The organism is Paenibacillus solani (assembly GCF_050475945.1).
In the GTDB taxonomy this organism is placed as follows: Bacteria; Bacillota; Bacilli; order Paenibacillales; family Paenibacillaceae; genus Paenibacillus_AQ; species Paenibacillus_AQ solani_A.
Window position 1 is genome coordinate 165,585 of the sequence record NZ_JBCMXJ010000012.1, and the last position, 23,801, is coordinate 189,385.

General features: G+C 45.6%; 25 protein-coding genes. 18 read left to right on the forward strand and 7 right to left on the reverse strand.

What is annotated here, in order from left to right; translation table 11 throughout:
- Positions 1 to 16: 16 nt before the first annotated feature.
- Positions 17 to 244 (reverse strand): small acid-soluble spore protein Tlp, encoded by a 228-nt coding sequence (tlp, locus tag ABEQ74_RS14180; protein ID WP_430122813.1) that lies wholly within the window; start codon positions 242 to 244, stop codon positions 17 to 19.
- A gap of 230 nt (positions 245 to 474) precedes the next feature.
- On the opposite strand from tlp, the gene ABEQ74_RS14185 reads away from it, so the two are divergent.
- The 10 genes from ABEQ74_RS14185 to ABEQ74_RS14230 all read left to right on the forward strand — a co-directional run bounded on the left by ABEQ74_RS14185 (position 475) and on the right by ABEQ74_RS14230 (position 9,593).
- Positions 475 to 1,770: a VPS10 domain-containing protein gene (locus ABEQ74_RS14185; protein WP_430122814.1), complete on the forward strand. Its 1,296-nt coding sequence runs from the start codon at positions 475 to 477 to the stop codon at positions 1,768 to 1,770.
- 193 nt (positions 1,771 to 1,963) lie between these two features.
- The gene (locus tag ABEQ74_RS14190) at positions 1,964 to 2,146 is read left to right on the forward strand and encodes a hypothetical protein (RefSeq protein ID WP_430122815.1); all 183 of its coding nucleotides are present in this window, start codon (positions 1,964 to 1,966) and stop codon (positions 2,144 to 2,146) included.
- A gap of 205 nt (positions 2,147 to 2,351) precedes the next feature.
- Complete coding sequence (locus tag ABEQ74_RS14195; protein WP_430122816.1) at positions 2,352 to 2,768, forward strand: DUF2500 domain-containing protein; 417 nt, start codon at positions 2,352 to 2,354, stop codon at positions 2,766 to 2,768.
- A gap of 337 nt (positions 2,769 to 3,105) precedes the next feature.
- Entirely contained in the window at positions 3,106 to 4,233 is a 1,128-nt protein-coding gene (locus ABEQ74_RS14200; protein ID WP_430122817.1) for a glycoside hydrolase family 88 protein, read from the forward strand.
- 173 nt (positions 4,234 to 4,406) lie between these two features.
- Positions 4,407 to 5,054 (forward strand): copper resistance protein CopC, encoded by a 648-nt coding sequence (locus ABEQ74_RS14205; protein ID WP_430122818.1) that lies wholly within the window; start codon positions 4,407 to 4,409, stop codon positions 5,052 to 5,054.
- On the forward strand, positions 5,054 to 6,142 hold the full coding sequence (locus ABEQ74_RS14210; RefSeq protein ID WP_430122819.1) for a copper resistance D family protein: 1,089 nt from the start codon (positions 5,054 to 5,056) through the stop codon (positions 6,140 to 6,142). Before ABEQ74_RS14205 ends, ABEQ74_RS14210 begins: the two co-directional genes overlap by 1 nt.
- Positions 6,143 to 6,281: 139 nt before the next feature.
- Positions 6,282 to 6,704, forward strand: a complete 423-nt coding sequence (locus tag ABEQ74_RS14215) for a cell wall hydrolase (protein WP_430122820.1) — start codon at positions 6,282 to 6,284, stop codon at positions 6,702 to 6,704.
- Positions 6,705 to 6,792: 88 nt separating this feature from the next.
- Positions 6,793 to 7,191: a spore coat protein GerQ gene (gerQ, locus tag ABEQ74_RS14220; protein ID WP_430122919.1), complete on the forward strand. Its 399-nt coding sequence runs from the start codon at positions 6,793 to 6,795 to the stop codon at positions 7,189 to 7,191.
- A 429-nt stretch (positions 7,192 to 7,620) separates the two neighbouring features.
- Entirely contained in the window at positions 7,621 to 8,940 is a 1,320-nt protein-coding gene (locus ABEQ74_RS14225; RefSeq protein ID WP_430122821.1) for a hemolysin family protein, read from the forward strand.
- Positions 8,941 to 9,095: 155 nt separating this feature from the next.
- A complete protein-coding gene (locus ABEQ74_RS14230) occupies positions 9,096 to 9,593 on the forward strand; it encodes a hypothetical protein (RefSeq protein WP_430122822.1) in 498 nt (165 codons plus the stop codon).
- 83 nt (positions 9,594 to 9,676) lie between these two features.
- On the opposite strand, the gene ABEQ74_RS14235 is transcribed toward ABEQ74_RS14230, so the two are convergent.
- The 4 genes from ABEQ74_RS14235 to ABEQ74_RS14250 all read right to left on the reverse strand — a co-directional run bounded on the left by ABEQ74_RS14235 (position 9,677) and on the right by ABEQ74_RS14250 (position 13,903).
- Positions 9,677 to 10,501, reverse strand: a complete 825-nt coding sequence (locus ABEQ74_RS14235; protein WP_430122823.1) for a DUF4367 domain-containing protein — start codon at positions 10,499 to 10,501, stop codon at positions 9,677 to 9,679.
- Positions 10,479 to 11,069, reverse strand: coding sequence for an RNA polymerase sigma factor (locus ABEQ74_RS14240; RefSeq protein WP_430122824.1), 591 nt, complete (start codon positions 11,067 to 11,069; stop codon positions 10,479 to 10,481). The genes ABEQ74_RS14235 and ABEQ74_RS14240 overlap by 23 nt, the downstream gene beginning before the upstream one ends.
- A 205-nt stretch (positions 11,070 to 11,274) precedes the next feature.
- Positions 11,275 to 12,504 (reverse strand): aminopeptidase, encoded by a 1,230-nt coding sequence (locus ABEQ74_RS14245; protein WP_430122825.1) that lies wholly within the window; start codon positions 12,502 to 12,504, stop codon positions 11,275 to 11,277.
- Positions 12,505 to 12,670: 166 nt separating this feature from the next.
- Positions 12,671 to 13,903 carry an aminopeptidase gene (locus ABEQ74_RS14250; protein WP_430122826.1) on the reverse strand — a complete coding sequence of 411 codons (1,233 nt, stop codon included), beginning with the start codon at positions 13,901 to 13,903 and terminating at the stop codon, positions 12,671 to 12,673.
- Positions 13,904 to 14,060: 157 nt separating this feature from the next.
- On the opposite strand from ABEQ74_RS14250, the gene ABEQ74_RS14255 reads away from it, so the two are divergent.
- Positions 14,061 to 14,336: a hypothetical protein gene (locus ABEQ74_RS14255; RefSeq protein ID WP_430122827.1), complete on the forward strand. Its 276-nt coding sequence runs from the start codon at positions 14,061 to 14,063 to the stop codon at positions 14,334 to 14,336.
- A gap of 95 nt (positions 14,337 to 14,431) precedes the next feature.
- Here the strand turns inward: ABEQ74_RS14255 and ABEQ74_RS14260 are convergent, their stop codons facing one another.
- Positions 14,432 to 15,784, reverse strand: coding sequence for a TrkH family potassium uptake protein (locus tag ABEQ74_RS14260; RefSeq protein ID WP_430122828.1), 1,353 nt, complete (start codon positions 15,782 to 15,784; stop codon positions 14,432 to 14,434).
- Between the two features lie 80 nt (positions 15,785 to 15,864).
- Between ABEQ74_RS14260 and ABEQ74_RS14265 the strand changes: the two genes are divergently transcribed.
- The 3 genes from ABEQ74_RS14265 (at position 15,865) to ABEQ74_RS14275 (ending at position 17,998) form a co-directional block, all read left to right on the forward strand.
- Positions 15,865 to 16,788, forward strand: a complete 924-nt coding sequence (locus ABEQ74_RS14265; protein ID WP_430122829.1) for a DMT family transporter — start codon at positions 15,865 to 15,867, stop codon at positions 16,786 to 16,788.
- A 155-nt stretch (positions 16,789 to 16,943) separates the two neighbouring features.
- Complete coding sequence (locus ABEQ74_RS14270) at positions 16,944 to 17,681, forward strand: AzlC family ABC transporter permease (RefSeq protein WP_430122830.1); 738 nt, start codon at positions 16,944 to 16,946, stop codon at positions 17,679 to 17,681.
- A complete protein-coding gene (locus ABEQ74_RS14275; protein WP_430122831.1) occupies positions 17,672 to 17,998 on the forward strand; it encodes an AzlD domain-containing protein in 327 nt (108 codons plus the stop codon). Before ABEQ74_RS14270 ends, ABEQ74_RS14275 begins: the two co-directional genes overlap by 10 nt.
- A gap of 211 nt (positions 17,999 to 18,209) precedes the next feature.
- Here ABEQ74_RS14275 and ABEQ74_RS14280 read toward each other — a convergent pair whose 3' ends face one another.
- Positions 18,210 to 19,127, reverse strand: coding sequence for an NAD-dependent epimerase/dehydratase family protein (locus tag ABEQ74_RS14280; protein WP_430122832.1), 918 nt, complete (start codon positions 19,125 to 19,127; stop codon positions 18,210 to 18,212).
- 178 nt (positions 19,128 to 19,305) lie between these two features.
- Here ABEQ74_RS14280 and ABEQ74_RS14285 point away from each other — a divergent pair, with 178 nt between their 5' ends.
- The 4 genes from ABEQ74_RS14285 to ABEQ74_RS14300 all read left to right on the forward strand — a co-directional run bounded on the left by ABEQ74_RS14285 (position 19,306) and on the right by ABEQ74_RS14300 (position 23,780).
- Positions 19,306 to 21,231: an LTA synthase family protein gene (locus tag ABEQ74_RS14285; RefSeq protein ID WP_430122833.1), complete on the forward strand. Its 1,926-nt coding sequence runs from the start codon at positions 19,306 to 19,308 to the stop codon at positions 21,229 to 21,231.
- 257 nt (positions 21,232 to 21,488) lie between these two features.
- Positions 21,489 to 21,875, forward strand: a complete 387-nt coding sequence (locus ABEQ74_RS14290; RefSeq protein ID WP_430122834.1) for a rhodanese-like domain-containing protein — start codon at positions 21,489 to 21,491, stop codon at positions 21,873 to 21,875.
- Between the two features lie 145 nt (positions 21,876 to 22,020).
- Entirely contained in the window at positions 22,021 to 22,359 is a 339-nt protein-coding gene (locus ABEQ74_RS14295) for an antibiotic biosynthesis monooxygenase (RefSeq protein ID WP_053494272.1), read from the forward strand.
- Positions 22,360 to 22,529: 170 nt separating this feature from the next.
- Complete coding sequence (locus ABEQ74_RS14300) at positions 22,530 to 23,780, forward strand: DHH family phosphoesterase (RefSeq protein WP_430122835.1); 1,251 nt, start codon at positions 22,530 to 22,532, stop codon at positions 23,778 to 23,780.
- Positions 23,781 to 23,801: the final 21 nt, after the last annotated feature.

The following is a 23,801-nucleotide window of genomic DNA, read 5'->3' on the forward strand; positions in this document are numbered from 1 at the left end:
TTTTGCTATTCGTGAATTATTCTCCTTGCTGATGAGCTGCCTCGTCTTTGATTTCTTCCCGGAAGCCGGAAATACTGTGTTCGCGACGAGCGTTACGATCTTGAATTTGTTCCTTCTCACTTGCAGGGATCTCATCTCCGAACTCTTCGAGATAATCTTCTGCTTCGCGGTAGTTTTCAATGGTATTATGAACTGCTTGTTGCAAATGTTCTACATTGTCTTTGCGATTATCGGGTTTAGCCACGTAATTTTCACCTCCTTCATTCTTAATTAATTAGCTAATCAATTCACATCTCAAAGTTTTCCATAATGGTATCTTCCTTATGCATAAATAATTAAAACGTGCAAAAAAGATACATTATTGTAAATTCTACAAGTCAGTTCTTTACAAATCCGTTAGAGGGAATGTGGTATAATGTCGAAATAGTAAATGAAAAGCATTGATGTTGATATGATAATGAGGAGGAAGAATTCTTGAGATCAAGTCGTTTTATATTCCGGCTTGGTATGCTAATGATGTTGACATTGATATTAGCTGCCTGTACTTCAGAACCGGTAAAACAACAGCAGACGGCTCCTGCAGAAGCCCCTCCCCAAACGGTTGAAGATGTAGAAGAAGGTCAAACCATAACAATTGTAACGCCTGACACAGCCAAGAAAGCACCTGAAGAAAAAAGCAAGTATCAGATACATACACGGCTGACGGATTTCCATCTCTTAAGCGAATCGACAGGAATTGCGTGGGGGATAACGGATACTGCACTGCGTCTATATATAACCGAAGACTATGGGGAGACGTGGGTTGATATTTCGCCTTCCTCCAACGTTCAATTTGTTGATAAGCTGGAGTATGGAAAAGATATCGTGTTTACGGATAAAGATCATGGCTGGATCATTCGAAACAAACAGAGATCTGCCGAGACGATTCTGCTCAATACGACGAATGGGGGAGATACCTGGAAGCTGTCATCGTTGCCCAAAACAGGGATCGTCTCAGCGATGTCTTTTGTATCATCCCAACAAGGATGGATTATGGCAAAGGGGGATCTTTCACTTGGTGCTGAAGAGAAAACGCTATTCCATACCAGCAACAATGGAGAAATGTGGGACGAGATCATGCAGAACACCGATTATCCGGCTTCTCGTATTCCAGGCAGTGTTATCCCACGAACAGGCTCAATCATTGGTTTAACATTTACGGACACGCTCGTCGGTTTTGCGACGATTCGAGAAATGCAATATTCCAAATTATATATTACCCGTGACGGTGGCCAAAAGTGGAAGTCTTCCGGACAAGTATTTAAAAGTAAACTTTTAGATCAATGTGGATCGGTATTCGCCGGAGCCCCTAAGTTCCTCGGAAATGGCAGTAAGGGTAAAGAAGTCTATATCCCTGTTAGCTGTATAAAAGATGATCAGGCGAGCTATATGGGTTACTTTACGACAGATACAGGGAAGTCATGGAATCTGGTCTCCTTTCCTATGAAAGGTAATCCTGGTAAAGGGACCATACAGCCTGTTTTTTACCGGATCCATGACGGGTTTAGAATGGTGAATGGCATTGTCTATCATTCCAAGGATATGGGGAAGACTTGGACGCCTTTCCCTAAGAGCAAGCTGTTGACCAATAACCTAGCCAAATATCCAAATGTGGTAAAACTGCAATTTACATCACCCAAAGTGGGTTGGATGCTAATTGAAACGACAGACAAAAAACGCTCGCGCCTCATGAAGAGCAGTGACGGCGGAAGAACCTGGCAAGGTATTTAAAGAAAGAATGCGCCTAATGGCAGCATAATGTGGAGATGATTTGTGCAAAGACTTTATCGATTGAGGGCATCAGGATCGATAAAGTCTTTTTAGACACAATATTGTGAAATAAATCACAATAATTATCGATTATATATGCTACTATGAAGATGTAATAAAGATAACTCAAAATGACCTGAAGGGGACGATAATCATGTTTACGGATCAAACGACTATTAATTTCCTCCGCTTGTGCTACCATTGCGATGATGCTTGTTTATGTGACACGGAAGAGCAATGCCTGGCATGCTGGAAGGAACAGGAAGAAACACCACAGGATCATGAACTGGCAGGGGAAGATGAAACAACGAAATGGTTGAGAATGGTTCACGCTTAACATGAAAATAGGAATGGGTAAGGGAACATCCGTGGTATCCAGCTCCCCATAAAACCGATGACTGTCAAAGTACAGACATCGGTTTTTTGGTGTTCAAAAAAGGACAAGTACTTCAAAATTTCTATAAACTTTTCGCATTGTAGGAGTTAAATTGTCCGACATAAAGCATATACATATTTCAAGACAAGGTGGAGGGGGGAGCCGTATGGGATCGGGATCAGTTTGGATGTTCGATTTTTTCGGCAGTGTTATGCCCGTGTTTTTCATCGTCGTCATCGGGATCATATTGCTGTCGGTCGGGAAAGGATTCCTGCAGTGGAGTCGAAATAATCGGCAGCCATTGCTAGCGGTTGATTCCAAGATTGTAAGTAAGCGAACGGAAGTAAAACATATTCAACAGACAGATGATACGATGTCAAGCCGCACACGTACCACCTATTATCTTACATTCGAAGTTGAAAGTGGAGATCGCATGGAATTTGTAGTGAATGGAGAGGAGTTTGGCATGTGTGCGGAAGGAGACGAGGGAATATTGCGTTTTCAGGGCACCCGGTATTATGGATTTGCCAGGCATCCCAGAGCACATCTGCGCGTAGTCCAAGGTTATGACCATTCTGAATAAAGAGACGGGGCAGGCCCCGCCAAATAAATAAGAAGCCTGTAAATAGATCAGATAAAGGTTGGAGAAAGAGCGTCTTCACTAAGGGAGATGCTCTTTCTTATAGTTTATAATCGAGCAAATGTAGAGCTGTTGTTCGTCATTTTCGCATACTTTATTGTTCAGCAATTCTACAGGCTATTGCGTTGTTTTTGCACTTTTCCGATCGTGTTGTATTTTTACGTCGAGTATTCGGAATGCAAAGGAGATCTTATGATGGCTGGCGAATCAAATGAATCATGCAACATTCATGAGAGAAGTTATGATCACTGCTAACAAAGACTAGGAGGGTTATTTGATCATGTGGGAACGAGCAATTATGGATGCAGTAGCCAAGACAAAGAGAAATATCGAACAATTCCCAAATCTTTTTCCACACATTACGGAAGAGAAGCGTTACGAGTGGGGGGACAGTGTTGATTGGATTGAAGGGTTCTATACGGGGATGATCTGGCTATGCTATGAATATACAAAGGAGCCTTTGTTTAAGGAAACGGCAATGGCCCATTTAGAGGATTATAAACAGCGGCTTGAGGAGAAGCGGGAACTGGATCATCATGACATCGGATTCCTCTACTTGCCCTCTGCTCTTGCAGCGTGGATTGTAGATCAGAATGAAGATGGTAAACAGCTTGCACTGCAAGCAGCAGACCATCTGATGCTGCGCTGGCGTGAGGAAGGTCAGTATATCCAGGCGTGGGGACCAAAGGATGATGAGCAGAATGGCGGGCGCATCATTATTGATTGTATGATGAACATTCCACTGCTGTACTGGGCCTACGATCAAACCGGTGATGAGCGATATCGGATAGCAGCGATTGCACATGCCGATAAAAGCCGCCGTTATTTGATGCGCGGCGATGACTCCTCTTACCATACTTTCTACTTCAATCCTGAGGATGGAAAGCCCATCTCAGGAGGTACGCATCAAGGATATCATGATGGCTCCACCTGGTCACGTGGACAAGCGTGGGCAATCTATGGTTTTGCACTATCCTACCGATATACTCGTGATCCTAAATATTTGGAGACAGCGATTCGAGCTTCGCGGTTCTTCATTGAACAACTGCCGGAGGATCATGTGGCCTATTGGGACTTTGATGTCACAATCGAAGAGGACACGCCACGCGACAGCTCTGCTTCTGCGATCGCCATATGCGGCATGCTGGAGATTCTTGAGCATCTGGATGCGGAAGATGACAATAAAGGGCTATTGACAGAGACCGTCGAGAAATCCATGATTTCTCTTGTAAACCAATATTCTACTATAGGTGAGGACGACGAGGAAGGCTTGATTAAGCATGGATCCTATTTCGTCCGAGGCGGGATTGGACCAGATGATTATATGATCTGGGGGGATTATTATTACCTCGAAGCCTTGCTGCGTCTGTCAAAAGGAGTGCCCGGCTACTGGTATGAGCGAGAGTAGTAGACTGGGATAAACGAGATATATAAGGGAGGCTGCATGCTATGCAGCTTCCCTTATTTTGTGTAAAATGCTAGAAGAGCATTGTTCACAATAATCTCATTAGCATTGTCAGAATGTCTTTGTTATGATGAGGAAGATTCAAATTTGAGATAATTGGTTTGGAGGAGATTTTCGTGTTGAAACATGTGAAGAGTTCAGTTTTTCTGGCCTTGATTATGCTGCTAGTGCTGGCGTTCCCCACAGCAACTTGGGCCCATTCAAAGCTGGAGACCAGTACGCCTGCCGCTGATGCCAAGCTGACGGAAAATGTGAAAGAAGTCAGTTTGTCATTTAATGAGAATATCGACGAGAATTTGAGTACGATTAAAATTAAGAACGAACAAGGTGAAGCAGTTGAAGTATCCGAGGTCAACGTAACCGAGAACAATATGGTAGGTACGCTGGCGGCACCACTTCCTACCGGTTCTTACACCGTTGAATGGAAAATCGTAGGCGGTGATGGACATCCCGTAGACGGTACATACAACTTCGAGGTTGATGCACCTGAAGCAGAGACAGTCCCGGAGACACCAGCTGAAACACCTGCCGATAATGAGGAAACGCCTGCAGATACAGGAAATGCTCAGGAAGAAACGGCCCCTGCGGATGATAACACTGCGGACAACACGGATCAGAAGACTGATCAGAACCAGCAGGAGGAAAAATCTTCAACAAACGAAGAATCCCCGGGTAGCGGGACAATCGTGTGGATTATCATCATTGTAGTCGTAGCTTTTGTTGCAAGTTATTTTGGTATTAAAGCATCGCGGAAGAAAAAATAATGTCCTTCTACTGGTTAAGTGAGCCGTTTCTTTATTTAGCCTATGCCTATTTGGCAGGTATCACGGTGTTGTCTATGGTGCCGAAATCCAAGAAACCTTCCATTTCCGTTCCGGCCTGGCTTGGACCGTTGGCGGCAGTGGTCATCATCGTAGCTGGATTTGTTCCCTTGCTGAAGATCATTATGTTTTTTAAGAATGATATCGGGTTCTGGCAGTCTTTTCAGAGCGTGATGTTCAAATTCAGCGAAGGCGAACGGTATGCCTGGGTTCTGGTGCTTTCGATATTGCTCGCCATCTTGACTGTGATCGTTCGCCGAAAGCCTAACTCCGTATTACGCTGGATTATGCCTATTGCGCTATTAGGCATTGCGGTAGCAATGTCCTCGTTTAATCACGCAGCTTCTTTGTTAGATGGCGTGGGGCAACTTGCATTCATCGGTCATTTCACAGCGATGGCAGTCTGGACGGGTACTTTGCTGCTTACTGGATGGTTCAGTATTAATCAGGTGAATTGGGGGGCGTTTCTAAGATGGTTCCACCCCGTGGCCGTTGCCTGTGTCATCGTGGTGATTGGTTCAGGCCTGCTCCTGATGACGGCGGTAACGCCTGAACCGGTGAACAGCTGGACATTGTCCTACGGGCAAGCGCTGCTAGTAAAGCATATTTTAATTCTGCCGCTGTTGGTATTTGCTTTTGTTAACGGCTTTCTAATCAAGCGTAAGCTTCAGCGAGATGACCTGTATCATCCTGCAGCATGGGCTCGAATGGAAGGTGTTCTGATCTGGTTGATTTATGTTTTCACTGGTTACATGAACCAGCAACCGGCCCCGCATGAAGTGACGGATTCTTTGGCTATTTACGGTCCTGCAACAACCTTTGTATGGTTCCATCCCGGATTTACAATTGGTGAACTGACATTCACATGGAGTTGGATTGGCATCCTCAGTCTGTGTCTTGGACTGGTTCTTCTCTGGAATGTAGTACATGTATTTCGGAGGAACCGAGCTGCGGCAGGTGCGCTCTTAAGCGGGCTAGGCAGCGTTGTCTTGATCTATTGTGGGCTGATGTTCTCGGTCACTGCGGTTTAAATATCTACTTGAGTTAAAGATCCTTGCTGGTTAACCGGCGGGATCTTTTTTTTTTGAATTTTTTTAATATCATCAGTCACATTTCTGGGCTAATGCACATACGATACAACGTGATCTTAAGGAAGCGAGGGGAAACTCTGTGGCAGTCATCAGAACGAATTCGAGTGATGTGGATCTTCTGGCAAGATTAATACGCGCAGAGGCAGAAGGGGAAGGCGAGCAGGGCATGCTCATGGTAGGGAATGTCGGTGTAAATCGCATTTTAGGCAACTGCCTGGATTTTCGCAACATCCGCAATATGAATGATATGGTGTTCCAGAGCCCGGGGGGGTTCGAAGCAACACAGAAAGGCTACTTTTATCAGCGGGCCAGGGATCGAGATCGTCGGCTTGCCCAAAGGGTAATTAACGGGGAACGCATATGGCCGGCCAGCAACGCGCTATGGTTTTTCCGTCCAGCGGGAGATTGCCCCCCAACCTGGTACGATCAACAAAACACAGGTCGTTTCAAAGCACATTGCTTCTTCACACCAACCTATGAGGATTGCCCGGGAGTCTATTGATTACGTGTTACAGCCGCATATGCGGGAGTTATACATTAAAGGAGGAAAAATACTTATGTACAATCAAGGTGTGCCGCCTGTGAACTTTATGAATGGTGTGCGTTATCCGGGAATACCCGCTCGCGGGACAGCAGGCTATACCGCAAACGTTCCCCCGCAAGTACCAAGTGGGAGTCCGATGACGCAAGGAGGTACCGTGGTTCCCGCTCCCCAATTCGAGCAATCCTATGTCGAGAATATTCTTCGTTTGAACCTGGGGAAACAAGGAACCTTCTACATGACATACGAAAACAATTCACAGTGGAATGCAAAAGTGTTCACGGGTGTCATTGAAGCCGCCGGACGCGACCATATCATTATCAGCGAACGGTCGACAGGGCGTCGCATTATCCTGCTCATGGTAAATCTTGATTACGTCGTATTCGATGAGCCGCTTACGTATCAATATCCAGGTGTAATCGGCAACCCTCCGCCTACCACAAGATAATTCGAGTTCATACGTATCCTAACCCCCGCTTGCCATAGGTAACGGGGGTTACTCGTATTGAAGAGATGCGGTATTTCTGCGGTTTTAGTCATTTATACATATGGATAATCCTATTCTATGGACATTTACGTAACTTGATTCATAGAATAGATCAATTCATCGGAAAAGATGTGTTAAAGGGTGAGAATCAAATTAAAGCTTGTAACAACGCGGATTAATGTCATAAGACGGCGTTTGACTGTGTATCGTAGTACTATATAATTACTTATATAGCATGATAAAGACGGAATAAGATAAGGAGATGAGTCCATTGGGAAGTTGATGCGCAGTCCGAACACGCTGTTATGCTTCATGGCACCACACATTTTTAATAACCGAAGGAGGTGTTCCTATTCGCCATAGCATGCTGTATGGCGGGTAGGAGATCGATTGAGTGACCCCTTACCGAGTTTGATCAGTTTAACCTTGGTATTGTTTCTTGTTTTGTTAAATGGTTTTTTTGTATCAGCAGAATTAGCATTAGTGAAAGTGAAAGGCAGTCGAATAGACGCTCTGGTTGAAGAAGGACATCGCCAAGCGAAGCTTGTGCAAGATATACTGAAGAATCTGGACGGATATATATCCGCATGCCAATTCGGCGTATCGATCATGTCCATCGGACTTGGCTGGATCAGCGAAAGAATGATATCCGCCATCATGATGCCTTGGTTCAACGGTATGGGTTGGAGCAATTCAGCTGTTCATATCTTGTCCTTGGTATTAGCTTTCATCCTGATAGCACTCATGCACATCGTATTCGGGGCATTAGCGCCCAAGACGGTAGCCGTACGTAAAGCGGAACAAATCACGCTGCTATCCGCAGGTCCTTTGCGGGTGTTTTATACGATCATGTATCCGTTCATCTGGTTTGCCAATGGTCTCTCCAATAACGTTCTTCGTTTATTCCGAATGCAGCCGGTGGTCGAGCGCAATGTTCACACCGAGGAAGAACTAAGGGATATGATGAAAGAGAGCAGTGAAAGCGGTCTGATGGATAGTACGGATATGGCATTAGTCGATAATATTTTTGAGTTTGCCGATACGACGGCAAGGGAGATCATGATTCCCAGAACGGAAATGATCTGCTTATACAACAATCTTTCGATGGATGAGAATCTGAAGATTGCAAGCGAGGGAATGAGAACCCGTTATCCGATCTGCGATGAAGACAAGGACCATATTATTGGTTTTATCCATATTAAAGATCTCATGCGGGGACATGTTCGCGACCATCTCTCTCTGATTCGACCTATCATTGCAGTTCCGGAATCGATCAAGATTAGCGAGCTGCTGCGACGAATGCAGCGGAGCAAGACACAAATTGCGATTCTTATCGATGAATATGGCGGGACTTCAGGACTCGTAACCCTGGAAGACATCATGGAAGAAATCGTCGGTGAGATTCAAGACGAATTTGATGAAGAGCGTCCCGGGATTGAACAGATGGGGGAGGATGAATACTCCATTGATGGATTGATGCTGATTGATGAAATTAATGACCAGTTTGGTCTGAATTTGGATACAGAAGACTATGATACCATCGGGGGATGGTTATCTTCACGTCTTGAGGTACTGCTCCCTCACATAGGCCAGTCTGTCATATACGAAGACCATTGCTTTGTGATTGAGGAGACGGAGAATAAGCGGATTTCGCGAATTCGATTGATTAAACAACAGCAGCAGCTGCTTCAAGAAGAAGCAGGTGCGTAGGGCTGAATGATAAAAGCGGCGACATCTATTGTCGTCGTTTTTTTGTCTGTAAAGATTTCAAATATTATATCAAATAGTGAAAAAACAGATACTTTTGTGCTAGATTTACGTGTTAAAATATGGATGTTCCTAATAAATGAAAGAAAGGTGATGTTATGCCAAAAGTACGCAGTTCTAAACGTATTGCTGCAGCACTTGCCGTTAGCGTTCTCTTAAGTTTATCTCTAGCCGGAGGAGCTTATGCGGATTCCTCTGAAGACATCGCACCTGGTGCGTTAACACCACCGCCACCCGTGGAATTGAATCTCAATTCTTCTATCAACCTGTTAGCGAATAAATATTTATTAAACTACTCTTCTTCGATTAGTAAGGCAAGCAGTACCCAAGTGAACATTAGTGGTTTTACAAGTGCAGGACAAACAGTAGACACCATTGGTATCAATTATGTTATTCAGCGTTGGACAGGGTCAGAGTGGCAGGATATTGGTAGTTCCAGTGATAGCGGGACGAATAGGAGTTCCCTTAGCGGCGTGAAGAATTTCAATGTTACAGCAGGCTACTATTACCGTGGCAAGACCATTCATTGGATTAATAAGAGCGGTACATACGAGGATGGAACTTATTTTACAAATTCATTATTAGTGGAAAAATAATATCGATATGTATTTAGGTAAAGCAATAAACAACAAAGAAGGGCACTTTATCAAAGTGCTCTTCTTTGTTTGTATAAATTCATTTAATGTATGCTGTTAGCGATTTTTACTAATTCATCTTTGGAGAAGAATCCGCTGATATTCACCAATACACTGTCATTATCATGAAAAAAACGGAGATTGGTTTCATTCAGGTAGGCTTCTGCTCCTGATTTCAACGTCAATGTTTCGAGAATCTGTCCTCCAAAGCCAAACGCTCTTTCAGTTGACATATCCATTAAATCAATGTAAAAGAATTTATCATCCGCATTTTTGTATTGGAGGTGAAGATCTAACAGTGGCGCTTGTTCACTATCCGCGATACCCGTTGCCTCATAGAACTCAAAGCCGTCTGGAATATAGCCGATTTCAGGTATCTTAAATAATACGCGCTTCTGCGACTCCGTTAAAGACTCATCGGAATCCGTAAAGTGAACTACGTTCGTTTCCACCACTTCGGCTGGTGGTAATTGCTCTGTATTTTCTTGCTCAGGGAGAGTTGCAATATCCGGTGGCGGGGTTGTAAGGGCCTTGCTCGTATCCACAGGTTCTTTTTTACCGAATATCTGGCCAGTGATACCGTTGCCCCAATCAACGATCTGCTGATAGATTGGTGATACGGCTTGTGTGATTGAAGGTTGAGAGAACATTAATGCTCCGAACGCCATGGAAGCTGCAATAACTCCGGCTAGCTGAAATCTGCGAAGGCGCTGTTTCTTTTTGTTTGTTCGTTCGATTTGCAGTTTGACTTGCTGCCATGATTGACGTTTGGATTCGTTGTCAGTAGGGAGTGAGGAACGTGAGGCCGCACGATCAAAGGCTTCATCAAAGGCTTCATCAAACCAATCATCGTATCTTTCGTTGCTCATCCAATTCACCCCACTCTCTATATAGCATTTTCTTTACGGATTCTCTGGCCCGATACAAGCGCTGCTTCACAATTTCCTCGCGAGTATTCAGCAGCTCCGCGATTTCCCTGTACGTTAGACTGTGTTTCCAGCGGTACTCGATCAACAGCTTGTATTCAGGCTTTAGCTTGTCGAGGTAATACTCAATGGATTCCTCCAGAATGTTGGACTCTACCTGATGTTCAACATTCGTTGAGGAAGCCAGAACATCCTCGTCATTAATAAAAACACTATCGACATCTACTTGGTTACGGTATTTTTTATTTTTTCTTAAATAATTCATGGTTGAATTTTTGGCGACGACACGCAGCCATCCTCGCATCTTGCTTTCCAGTTCGAAGCTGGGTTTACTTGTAATCACTTTAATAAAAGACTCTTGAATGATATCCTCAACAGCAGCATGATCCCGAACCACATATAATATTTGACCGTAGACGAGGTCATAAAATTCATAATAAATCTCTTCCTGAATAGGTTCGCTCAGATCAGCGAAATCTGCTGCAAGGAGGAGTTGCAATCGGTTGGACACGCAATATTCCCCTCTCTGGTGTAACCATCCTATTTCATTCATTATTTTACAACATATTGAATAAAAAAGCCCTACAATGTTGACTTCTTATTCTTATGCTCGGCCATCAAGCCGTATTAGTGTAAAACAAAACAGAGCAGCTATGTGAACCGCTGCTCTGTGATGATTATGCAAGGATGTGTCCCAATCAGGGCTGGATCGGCATCTATGCCCAGTTTCCATCCACGAATACCGGCTCTTCCTTGCCTTCGTGGGTGATTCCCGTAATATTAAGTTCTTTGGACCCCATCATGAAGTCAACATGAGTTATGCTGCTGTTTAGCCCGCTGGCCTGCAGTTGTTCAGAGGTCATCGTCTTGCCACCTTGAAGATTGAAGGCATAGGCACTGCCGATAGCCAGGTGACAGGAAGCATTCTCGTCAAAAAGCGTATTGTAGTACAGGATGCCGCTTTCTGAGATCGGGGAGAGGTGAGGAACCAGGGCCACTTCACCCAGATAGTGCGAGCCTTCATCCATGGAGATCAATCGTTTTAATGTATCCTCACCTTGTTCTGCCGTGAAATCAACAATGCGGCCATTCTCGAAGGTTAAGGAGAAATTATCGATAATGTTACCGCCATAGCTCAAAGGCTTGGTGCTGCGCACCGTGCCGTTCACACCGGTTTTAAGCGGAGCTGTGAATACTTCCTCCGTTGGGATATTGGCAACAAAGCGCTCGCCCTTTTCATTATGACTGCCGGCTTGTGCCCAGATATGACCCTCTGGAAGCTCAATCGTTAGATCCGTTCCGGATGAGGTGAAGTGAAGCTTATGATATTTTTTGGCGTTAAGCTCATCCGATTTGGCTTGAAGTGTGCGGATATGCTCTTCCCACGCAGCAATGGGATTATCCAGATCGGCACGAACCGCATGGAAAATAGCATCCCACATTTTACTCACCTGCTGGTCTTTAGGAACGTCCGGGAACACTTTCGCGGCCCAATCAGGGGAAGCAAAAGCAACTCCGGTCCAGCTCATTTTATCCGCTTGCTGGTATTGACGGTATTTGGACATAGCCGAGCCGTATGTACGTTGGTAATTGGATATGCGTTCAGGCTGCACGCCTTTTAGCAGATCCGGGTTTGAAGAGAGGATTGTCAAGAAAGCGGCTCCTTGCTCTGCAAGCTCGGTGACCTCCTGCGCGTAGTAAGTCGGCGGTTCCAGAAATGCCTCATCCGGGGCAAGATCATATCGAATCCGATTGACGATTTCATCACTATAGTTTACCTTTACTTGCTTCGCACCTAATTCATAAGCCTTCTTAACGATCAGGCGCACCAGCGAGGCAGCATCAATCATGGCGTTGACCACCAATGTTTGTCCCGGCTGCACGTTTGCACCGACTTTGACTGCAAGCTCGGCATATCGTTCCAATTTTTGTTCAAAGCTGGACATGACGTAACACTCCATTTCATTAGAGCTGCTATATAGGCAGCTTTTTGGGTTTTCTTGATTATCGCATATTATTTCCATTTGTAAATCAACCTGAGGTCAATTAATGGCCGTAAAATTTGAAGAAAGCAGCTACTTCCTAAGAAATAGCTGCTGTAGATGTTAATTTTTAGAATGCCCAGTTTCCTTTCAGGAATACCGGTTCTTCCGTGCCATCTTCGGTCACACCGTAAATATCCATCTCGCCAGAGCCAATCATGAAATCGACATGAGTGACACTCGTATTGAGTCCATGTTCTATTAGCTGTTCCTGAGTCATTTCTTTACCGCCTTCAAGACAGAAGGCATAAGCGCTGCCCAAGGCGAGGTGATTGGATGCATTCTCGTCAAACAACGTGTTGTAATACAGGATATTTGACTCGGAGATTGGGGATTGATGTGGTACAAGCGCTACTTCACCCAAGTAGCGGGCACCCTCATCCATGTTCAAGAGCCGCTCAAGCGTCTCGTAGCCTTGCTCAGCCGTGAAATCGACCACCTTGCCATCCTTGAAGGTCAGAGAGAAATTGTCCACGATGTTACCGGCATAGCTCAATGGCTTGGTGCTATGTACGGTTCCATTAACTCCTGTTTTAAGAGGCGCAGTAAATACCTCCTCAGTTGGCATGTTCGCCACAAAAGAATGTCCACGTTCGTTGATGCTGTCACCTTGTGCCCAGATATGCCCTACAGGCAGCTCAATGGTCAGATCGGTTCCAGGAGCGATATAGTGGAGTTTTTTATATTTTTTGGCGTTCAGCACAGAGGATTTCGCTTCAAGCACCTCAAGATGCTGATTCCAGGCTTCAACCGGGTTATCCTGATCGACCCGAACGGTATGGAATATCGCATTCCATAACTTCTCGACTTGTTCGGATTCAGGTGCATCCGGGAATACCTTGGCTGCCCACGCTGCCGAAGGAACAGCGATCAGACACCAGCTAAACTTGTCGGATTGCTGATAAGCGCGATATTGCTTCAGTGCCTCGCCGCGAGCTTTATAGAAGTTACTGATCCGTTCAGAATCAATACCGCTGAGCAGATCCGGATTCTCGGCAAGCACGTGCAGAATGGCTGCACCGTTCTCGACCAATTCTGTCATTTCGCCAGCATACCATTTCGGCGCATCAGTAAATACGTCATCTGCTGCATGTTCGAATTGAAGTCTTGTGATGGTTTCGTCAGCCCATACAATCTTAACCAGGCGGGCCCCCGCTTCGTATGCCTTAGTGGCAATCAAGCGAGTGAATTCCGCAGAATCAACAGGAGCATGCACCACTAGCGTTTGTCCTTCCTGTATATTAACTCCAACTTTTACAGCCAGCTCGGCATATTTGTCCAAGGATGTTTTGAAATCGGACATATGGTACCCTCCAATGCAAAGTTTAATGAACCAAACCATATTATACTAGATCACGCTGCATAAGAAAAACAATAATCAGCTGCCACGAAAAGTGATATACTGAGTCATGAGAGTATACAGCGTGTGTTATAGAACGTGAGTGAAGGAGCGTGAAGATGTGTCACAAGTTCGAATCGAGCATTCAGATATGAAACGGGATGAGAGCGATCAATTCGTGGGTTATACCGTATTTTCAATAGATGGACATGCATCGTCTTATGAGATCACATTCTTGAGCAAGAATGGGCGAGATTGGGATTATGCGTTAAACTTTGCCGGCGAACCGGGTGGGGAAGAGCAGTTTCTCCAGATCGACGAACGGATTGAAACGGATGACGAGCTGTTTGATGATTTGCTGGATGCTGCCATTGATGCCGGCAAATTTGGGGAATAAGAAAGATCCTTATATATCCCAAGCGTAAACAAACCGTGCGCCACCCAATGTAGGGACGTACGGTTTGTTTTTATGTGCCAATTGAGGAAAATGACTTAACCGATCGTGATTCGCCCCTCTGGATGGCGGTACAGCTCTTTATTGCTCTTGCGGCTTAGTGCATAAGCAAGGGTTAAGGGACCCAACCGGCCGAGGAACATGAGCAGTGCGACGGTAACCTTGCCTACACCGGAGAGCTCCGTAGTAAGGCCCATAGATAGCCCGGTGGTACCGAACGCGGATACAGCTTCGAACAGAATTGCCAAGAAGTCACTGGATTCTGTTACAGAAAGGAACATCGAGGCCCCCACCAATAGGAGCAGCGACAGGATGGTTAATGTAATGGAACGATAAACCAGCGCCTGGGAGATTCGGTTGCGATAGAGAACGACATCGCGTTTACCCTGAATCATCGTAATGACCGCTCCAATGAGTACTGCAAAGGTGGTTACTTTAATGCCGCCGCCTGTTGATCCCGGCGCAGCTCCGATGAACATCAGAAGGATCAGCAAGAACTGCGAGGACTGCTCCAGACCCGCGATATCCAAGGTACTGACGCCGCCCGATCGCGGCGTGATGGATTGGAAGAAGGAAGCCATAATCTTCACCGGATAGGAAAGCGGGCCGAGTGTTCTGGGATTGCTGTGCTCCAGGATAAAGATCATGACAGCACCGATAACGATGAGAAGAGACGTCACGGTCAAGACGACCTTGGAGTGCAGCGACAGTTTCTTGCACTTCGGATACTCGATAAGATCGAAAATGACGATAAAACCGATTCCGCCAAGGAAAACCAAGGCCATCACGATTATATTGATCATGGGATCCGCTACATAGGTTGCAAATCCTGAGAATGCTCCGTTAATCTGGCCAAACAGGTCAAATCCGGCGTTGTTGAAAACGGAAATGCTCTGGAATATGCCAAAGTAGGCTGCTTGCGGAAGAGGCATATCGGCTGAGAACCGGAGTGTCAGGAGCAAGGCACCTGCGCCCTCTATGATGAGGGTGTATACAAGCACTCTACGGATCAGGTCCACAATGCCCTGAATTTGGTATTGTCCCATGGCTTCCTGGAGAATCATGCGCTCTCGCAGCGAGATACGCCGATTGAACATTAAGGCAACCCAGGTGGCTGAGGTCATGAAGCCCAATCCGCCTAGCTGAACGAGCAGGAGCATCACGATTTGTCCAAATATGGACCAATGGGTCCCCGTGTCCACGACAGTTAACCCCGTCACGCTAATGGCGGATACCGCCGTAAAGAGAGCGTCGATCAATCGAGTGGATGTTCCATCCGCAGTTGCGATGGGAAGTTTAAGCAGGATCGTCCCTACCAGTGTAATCGAGGTAAAGCCAATCGCCAGAAACTTGGGAGGAGTCATTTGATTGCGAAGGTCTTTCTTTTTCATACGAATTAATTCCTTTTTTTCGAGAGTTAAATTTAAAATCATTCTCTAATATAACACGAAAGGTGAATCATTTAACCATCATGAATTCAAACAGAGCCCCGATTCCCGTATTTATTCCCTTATTTATCGGCATTATCGCCATATCTTTTTCTTCCATTTTCGTAAAATGGTCCAGCAGTCCCGTATCCATACAGGCGATGTACAGACTGGCGATCACCATCCTGATTATGCTTCCCTTCGCAAAACAACATCTGCCGTTCATCCGGTCGCTTAAACGATCCGAATGGTTGTTACTCCTATTATCCGGAACGATGCTCGCCCTGCATTTTTTGTTATGGATGGGCTCCTTGCGATGGACCAGCGTAGCCAGCTCCACGATCATTCTAGCCCTGCAGCCCGTGTTCGTGATGATCGGTGCTTATATCTGGTTTAAGGAAAAGACTTCACCAGCGGCAATAGGTGGCATGGCCATCGCCTTTCTCGGCGTATTTCTCCTGATCGGCAGCAGCGGTCTAAGCGGGGGGCAAGGACATCTAACGGGTGATTTAATGTCTTTACTGGGAACAGCAGCGGTCGCTGTCCACATGCTGCTTGGTCAACTGCTGCTCAGACGCCTGCCAGCCTTCCTATACAGTTGGCTTATTTTTGCTGTGGCAGCTGTTGTACTGGCATTCTACAATCTCGGAATGGATATTCCGATGACCGGGTATTCCGGACGTGAGTGGGGGATATTTGCATTATTGGCCATCGTGCCTACCGTGTTCGGTCATCTTTTGTTTAATTGGCTGATGAAATTTGCATCGGCATCAACCGTATCAATGAGTGTACTCGGGGAGCCTGTGGGAGCGAGTGTACTGGCGTTTCTTCTATTGAATGAGTCGATGAGCTCGATGCAGGCTGCTGGAGGAATGCTTGTCCTGTTGGGACTGGTATTATTTTTGAAAGTCCGAAGACCGAAGAAACAGCCAGTAGACATACAGCCTGAAGCTGAAGCAATCGGCTGAAGTCCCGGCTTTTACTGAAACGTTTGTTTGAGTCGTCTACTTTACAGAAAAACACTTTCTCAATGGAGAAGGTAGAGAAGCATTGACAAGACTTCCGGTAGAATCCATAGTAGTTAAAAATAGAAATGATAGAGTAAGAGAGGAAACGTACTTAGATGAGCACCAAGACAGAACAACAGCTTGCCCAAGGTATAGAGGATAGTGTGGGTAATTCCTATTTTCAAGGGTTTAAAGATTGTATCCCTACACTGCTGGGCTACTTGAGTATCGGCTTTGCAGCGGGCGTGGTTGAGCGTACCGCCGGATTCAGCCTGCTCGAAATTGGATTAATCTCATTGCTGCTTTATGCCGGCTCGGGGCAATTTATTGCAGCTGGTATGCTTGCGGCCGCAAGCCCGATTCTATCCATCATTGTTACGATTTTTTTCGTGAATGCCAGGCATCTATTATTAAGTGCAGCTATTGCTCCGTATTTTAAAGGTCTGTCTCTAGGCAAAAGTTTCTTCATCGGTTCCCTGTTGACGGACGAGACGTTTGGTGTTGCAGCTGCCAAGGCGACCGAGCAGAAGAGGCTTGGTTATAAATGGATGGTGGGTTTGAATATTACGGCGTATCTCTTCTGGTGTGCGGCCAACGTCGTGGGCGGTTTGGTCGGAGATTGGATCGCCGAACCTGAGAAATTAGGCTTGGATTTTGCACTGCCGGGGATGTTTATTGGTTTATTGGCCCTTCAGTGGATTAGCCGCAAGAAGTACAAACTCGATTTCATGGTGGTTGTGTCTGCGGCCGTTACACTGATGGCTGTCAGCACGGTTCTGCCTGGAAGTGCGGCTGTAATTATCGCGATTATAGCTGCGGCTACTGCAGGGATGGTGATAGAACGATGGAAATAAGATGGCATATCGCTATACTGATCATTGGCTGTGCCGTGGTCACTCTCATTCCGAGGGTCCTGCCACTCATGATATTTAGTAAGCTTCGTATTCCAGACCTGATGATCCGCTGGCTGGATCATGTTCCCATAGCGGTGATGGGTGCGCTCCTTGCTCAAGAGCTGCTTGTATCAGATGGGCGTGTAAACCCGGGAGCTCATACACTGGAGCTCATTGCGGCGGTTCCTGCATTTCTGACCGCCTTTCTGACAAAGAGTCTATTTGCAACCGTTATTGTGGGCATTCTGACACTGGTAGGTCTGCGCATGTTATTCTAACTTACCTTATATTTAAATAATGTGTAAGACCGACAGGCTATGATTTCTTAAAGCGAAGAAGGAATGCAATTCTTCCATGCTGACAACCGACTTGGATGGGGTATCTCCATTGGTGGTTCTATGTATCAACAAAAAACAGCCTTCTTCCTAAAGCACATATAGGGAAGAAGGCTGTTTTTCTGGCATGGATGCCGCCATGATTTGGCTTATATCAGGAGGAACGAAGCCAGTGGCGATAGGTTTCTTCAATCCCTTTTTCCAGGCTGAATAGAGGAGCCCACTGGAGTGATTCCCGAGCTCTGGCATTGTTAAGGCAGTTATGCAGAATATCGTCGTTCTTAGCCGGGAGATAATTGACCTCTATCGGGGAGGAATGCAGTTTGCCGAAAAAATCGACAACTGTATTGATCGTATGACTGGTACCTGTGCTGACATGGAGAATACTCCCGTTTCCGTGATGAATAGAAGCGATGTTAGCCTCCACAACATCTTTTACGTAAATGAAGTCCCGGGTTTGCTGACCATCACCGAATACGTGTAATGGCGCCCCCTGACGCAGACGGTCGCCAAATACTGCAACAACTCCGCCTTCCCCCTTCGCAGCCTGACCTGGGCCGTAGACATTTCCATAACGAAGTATGGTGTATTGCAGGCCGAAAAAGCGCTCGTACAGCTGAATATATCGTTCGCCCGTCAATTTGGATAAGGCGTAGAAGGAGTTCGGGTTAACCTCATCTTCCTCCGTCAGTTGAGATTTTTTCGGATTTCCGTACACACTAGACGTTGAAGCAAACACGATTTTGCGAACACCTGCTTTACGGCAAGCTTCGAGTATGTTCAGAGTGCCCATGACATTGGCATCGGCATCAAGCCCAGGCTCCTTAATCGATCGCTGGACATCTTCCTGTGCCGCCAGATGAAAGACGACCTCAGGCTTGAGTACGGATATATAAGCGGTTGTCTGTTGACTGTTCACATCGGCTACATGCAATATCGCCTCGCTATGAAGGCGGCCCGGATCACCGGTTGTCAGGTTATCAATCACATGAACCTCATAACCTACACTTACGAGTCCGTTCACCAAGTGAGAGCCGATAAAACCTGCCCCGCCTGTTACAACCATCTTCATGTATCAACCCTCCAGCCTTTTTGATTGGGATGCTCTATCCTACGTCATACGGGAGGTTCATGCATTAGACATTTGACAGGGGTGATCGAGGAATGGGCGGATTAGATTGATGTTTGCATTCCTGTTATAATAAAAAACGGCAAAACAACATTACATTGATACAAAGAGGGAATGGAGAATGGAACAGAACCTTGAACAAAGGTTGAAGTTATGCATAACCGTTTTTTTGACGCTCTTATTGAAGTTCATTCTTTTAAGAGTGTTTCTGTTTAATGGAGTCGCATGGGGAAGGGTGCTTACGGATGCATTATCCCTGCTCGCTCTGATTAGTCTTATGGAGCTCATACTGCCAGTTAGAGGCAAAAGAGCCGTGTATATAGCCGTGAATGTCGTTTTATCCTTCATCATGTTTGCGTCTGCAGTCTATAATGTCCACTTTGGATCGATACCGACATATACCGCTTTGGCTGGTATCGGACAGGTTAACCAGGTGAGAGCCAGCATTACGGCCTTGCTAGAGCCCGAACACTTTCTGTTCTTCCTGGATTTGCTTGTTCTATTGGTCGTATGGGCAGCTCGAAGCCTTCGTTCGCGCTCCCGAAGAGGGTGGCACTTAGGTAGAGCTCGGTCCGATTATTCCTTAACTTACTCGCGCAGGCTTGGCATGAAATGGCGAGTGTCCATGATCATTGTTCTGCTTGTGACCGTTACTCTAAGCGTGCTCATCATTCGAAAAGATTGGGGGATTGAGAACGAAATCGTCAGGGCAGAACAAATGGGATTCATGAATTATCAGGTGTCTGCCGTGGTTCGAAACACTCAGGAGAATCGTGCACTCGCACAAGGGAATCTGCAAGACACTATCCTGCGGTCTCAGCAGCTGATGGCTACCTATCCTTATATAAAGGAACCAAAGGATAAACCATCCTATTTCGGTGCTGCAAAAGGAAAAAATCTGATCATCGTTCAAATGGAATCATTGCAGAACTTTCCGGTTGGTCAATCCTTGAACGGCCAGAAACTTACTCCGGTGATGAACCAGCTTGCGAGCGAAGGACTGTATTTCCCACATATCTTCCAGCAGATCGGGCAAGGGAATACATCGGATGCTGAATTTGCGGTAAATACGTCAATTTATCCTACAGGGACGGTTGCCATGTCTACTGGCTTTGGGAGCAAGGAGCTGCCGGGGCTGCCACGGCTCTTGAATCAGCATGGTTATGTTACGAGCACTTTCCATGTGAATGACGTGAAGTTCTGGGACCGTAACAAAATGTACCCGGCGCTTGATTTTCAGCATATTTATGATAAACCGTATTTTAAGAACGACAACTTTAATGAGTTTGGACCTTCGGATGAGGAGCTTTTCCGAGTTGGCGTGGAGAAATTGCTGGAGAATCAACAGCAGCACCAATTGACTTACGCCCACTACATTACCGTCTCCAATCATTCTCCATACCGTGTAAAGGATGAATATGCGAAGATTACTTTACCTTCCGAGCTGGAAGGCACTCATCTGGGAAATTACCTGAAGTCGGTAAACTACTCTGATTATGCTCTGGGGACTTTGGTTGATCACCTTAAACAAAATGGCCTGTGGGATGATACCGTTCTGGTTGTGTATGGGGATCATTTCGGTATCAACCCAGCGGAGGCAGATGCTAAACTGATCTCATCCACTTTGGGTATTCCTTACCATGAACGGGTAAGTCGATTTAATATTCCACTGATCATACATGTTCCCGGTATGGAGAAAGGGAAGGTAATTGAGCAGGTGGGAGGACAGGTTGATATTCTGCCGACCGTGGCGAACCTACTGGGGATCTCACTTGATCAGGAAGGTTTTAACGCATTTGGTCACGATTTGTTGAATGTGGATCGTAATGTGATCGGCATGAGATATTATTTACCGACAGGTTCTTTCTTCAATAATGACATTCTATTCGTGCCAGGAGATGGATTTGAAGATGGCACGGCGGTCTCATTACAAACGCTTGAGCCCATAACGGATATTACTCCTTACCGAAGTGATTATGACTATATCCTTCAGTTGATGAAGCTGTCCGATGAATATGTAAAGATGCTGCCGAAGCGGGCACCATAGTATCTCGCTAAGGAAGAGGACCGGATGATCATGGCCTGACCAGGCTTTGATGCACGGTCCTCTTCATTCATTGAGCAATCTCTTTAAAATGAAAGCGATTGGTCCGGTATTCTGAGATAAAGCTTTGGCGAGGGGTATGATCATGCATCCAGTATTTCTGGTATTGACATTCTTTCTTGCTCCACATACTATATACCCGTAGGGGTAAGAATTTTCGATTTATTAGATGCACTAGACTTTTAATGGGGGAATGCTTCGTGCTGATTGCGTTGGCCGTTGTCATGATAAGTATAATCGGTTTGTATTACCGAAGACATGTGCCGATATCCGGACTGCGCTTCATGAAGTGCAGTGATCTTCGACTAGCCCAGAAGAAATGTCCGGATCTGAAGATGCTTGATGTAAGGGATGGGTCTGAATATATGGCGAATCCTAGGAAAGAGACCATTAATATCTCTCTTGGAAGATTGTCATATGTTTGGGAGAAAGAGCTGAATCCCGATGATGCGGTAGTCATCGTAAGCCCCAAGCGTTCGGATGGGATCTTGGCTGCACGCAAGCTGAAGAAAGCAGGTTTTACATCGCTGTTTTATTTACAGGAAGATTGCACAGCATGCGATTCCATGAAACATGCATTATATTAATTAATTCTAGTCTGATCAGCAAATGTATGCTGGTCAGTTTTTTTTGTGGAGTGAGAATTTGACAATGATAATCGTTATCATTTAGAATGGGGGTAGTTGGTAGTTCATTTTAGGACGATATCACTAAGGAGCGTGTTTATTGAATATGTTAATTGAAACAAAAACGATCATTGTCAAAGCGGGCACGTCGAACCTGGTTGTAGAACGATTCAGTAAACCGGGACCGATTGAAGAAATTGAAGGATTTATCGATTTGAATGTGCTTGTAAAGCAAGCAAAGCGTACAGATGAAACTGAAGAAGTTGTTGTTATGATTCGTTGGGAGTCTAAGGAAGCATGGAAGCGTTGGGAAACCAGTCCTGCGCATATCCAAGGACATCGTGAGAAGCGCGGCAAGCCACAACCTGAACATATTGTCAGTTCAAGCCACGGTATGTATGAGGTAATGGCTTCCAAAGGACCAAGACCTGTTCAGCAGGCATAATCTATATTCTATGTATTTACGACGAAGCGGCTAATAGCCGCTTCTTTTTTTATGAGTTCCCGCAAATCGAAATTGTGTCGGTTTAAACAGCAGATTTTAGGGGACGATAAAGTGGTAAACATGTTGCCACACTACGAATAAGTCCACCTTCAGTTGGGAGGAAGTCACTGATGTATCATGTATATAGCCATAATGATCTGGATGGTGTCAGCTGCGGTATCATTGCTAAATATGCCTTTGGTGAAGGGACGGATGTTCGTTATAACTCTATACATGGGTTGAATCAACAAGTTGCCAGATTTCTTAAGCGTGCTTCCTTGCAGGAACATCCCTATGATGTTCTATTCATTACGGATTTGTCAGTTGATCCCGAAATTGAGAAAGCGTTAAATGTGTTTGTTGATGAGGGTGGTCAGGTGCAGCTAATCGATCACCATAAGACGGCTCTTCATTTGAATGATACCAGTTGGGGAATCGTGGAGGTCACGCATCGCGATGGTCGCTTGGCATCAGCTACCTCGCTTTTCTATGAATACTTAATTGAACATGGCCATTTATACAGGACTGAAACGCTAGACCAATTCGTGGAACTGGTTCGGCTCTATGATACCTGGGAGTGGGAAGAGGAACAAAAGATTCAGGCCAAGCGTTTGAATGATTTGTTCTATATGTTGTCCATCGATGAATTCGAGGCCAAGATGATGCAGCGTCTTCGGGAATCAGGGGGCTTTTTCTTTGATGAATTCGAAGAGAAAATTCTGGATATGGAAGAGAATAAAATTGAGCGTTATATACGGCGCAAGCAGCATGAGTTGGTTCAAACTTTTGTCGATGAGCATTGTGTAGGCATTGTATACGCTGAGTCATATCATTCGGAACTTGCAAGCGAGCTCGGGACTACCTATCCTCACCTCGATTATATAGCCATACTGAACATGGGTGGCAGGAAGATGAGCCTTCGTACGATCCACGATAAGGTGGATGTCTCCGAAGTCGCTGCACGCTATGGCGGGGGCGGTCATGCTAAAGCAGCAGGATGCACAATAACAGAGAAAGTGTATGAGTTATTCGCAGCAGATCCGTTTGAGCTTGAACCGATTCGGTTTGATGCCCAGCGAAATCGGTTCAACATCAAAGGTACCGAAACTGGCGTTCTATACGAAAGCTTAGGTGATGATCTGCTATTTGTTTATGCTAGTGCAGGGGAATGGGTAGTTGAATGGAACGGCGAGCCTTTATCTTTTCGTTTTCATTCGTTTGAGGAGGCGGAGCGGCATATGAAAAGGCAGTATGGCGCTTGGTTGTCTCGTGATGATGTGTTTGTATCCATGTTAAAGGAACAGTGGATGCGAAACCGTACTCATGGAGGCCTTGGCCTTCCTACTGACCTGGAAGAAGAAAAATTAATGGAAGATCTGTAGACTTTTTTAACCGGGATCTAA

Bases quoted from the DNA above. Each gene is read 5' to 3' on its own strand.
- ABEQ74_RS14190 (WP_430122815.1), top strand. From the start codon at position 1,964: ATGTTTACGGATCAAACGACTATTAATTTCCTCCGCTTGTGCTACCAT.
- ABEQ74_RS14195 (WP_430122816.1), top strand. From the start codon at position 2,352: ATGGGATCGGGATCAGTTTGGATGTTCGATTTTTTCGGCAGTGTTATG.
- ABEQ74_RS14200 (WP_430122817.1), top strand. From the start codon at position 3,106: ATGTGGGAACGAGCAATTATGGATGCAGTAGCCAAGACAAAGAGAAAT.
- ABEQ74_RS14210 (WP_430122819.1), top strand. From the start codon at position 5,054: ATGTCCTTCTACTGGTTAAGTGAGCCGTTTCTTTATTTAGCCTATGCC.
- gerQ (WP_430122919.1), top strand. From the start codon at position 6,793: ATGAATGGTGTGCGTTATCCGGGAATACCCGCTCGCGGGACAGCAGGC.
- ABEQ74_RS14230 (WP_430122822.1), top strand. From the start codon at position 9,096: ATGCCAAAAGTACGCAGTTCTAAACGTATTGCTGCAGCACTTGCCGTT.
- ABEQ74_RS14235 (WP_430122823.1), bottom strand. From the start codon at position 10,501: ATGAGCAACGAAAGATACGATGATTGGTTTGATGAAGCCTTTGATGAA.
- ABEQ74_RS14245 (WP_430122825.1), bottom strand. From the start codon at position 12,504: ATGTCCAGCTTTGAACAAAAATTGGAACGATATGCCGAGCTTGCAGTC.
- ABEQ74_RS14250 (WP_430122826.1), bottom strand. From the start codon at position 13,903: ATGTCCGATTTCAAAACATCCTTGGACAAATATGCCGAGCTGGCTGTA.
- ABEQ74_RS14260 (WP_430122828.1), bottom strand. From the start codon at position 15,784: ATGAAAAAGAAAGACCTTCGCAATCAAATGACTCCTCCCAAGTTTCTG.
- ABEQ74_RS14265 (WP_430122829.1), top strand. From the start codon at position 15,865: ATGAATTCAAACAGAGCCCCGATTCCCGTATTTATTCCCTTATTTATC.
- ABEQ74_RS14270 (WP_430122830.1), top strand. From the start codon at position 16,944: ATGAGCACCAAGACAGAACAACAGCTTGCCCAAGGTATAGAGGATAGT.
- ABEQ74_RS14275 (WP_430122831.1), top strand. From the start codon at position 17,672: ATGGAAATAAGATGGCATATCGCTATACTGATCATTGGCTGTGCCGTG.
- ABEQ74_RS14280 (WP_430122832.1), bottom strand. From the start codon at position 19,127: ATGAAGATGGTTGTAACAGGCGGGGCAGGTTTTATCGGCTCTCACTTG.
- ABEQ74_RS14285 (WP_430122833.1), top strand. From the start codon at position 19,306: ATGGAACAGAACCTTGAACAAAGGTTGAAGTTATGCATAACCGTTTTT.
- ABEQ74_RS14295 (WP_053494272.1), top strand. From the start codon at position 22,021: ATGTTAATTGAAACAAAAACGATCATTGTCAAAGCGGGCACGTCGAAC.
- ABEQ74_RS14300 (WP_430122835.1), top strand. From the start codon at position 22,530: ATGTATCATGTATATAGCCATAATGATCTGGATGGTGTCAGCTGCGGT.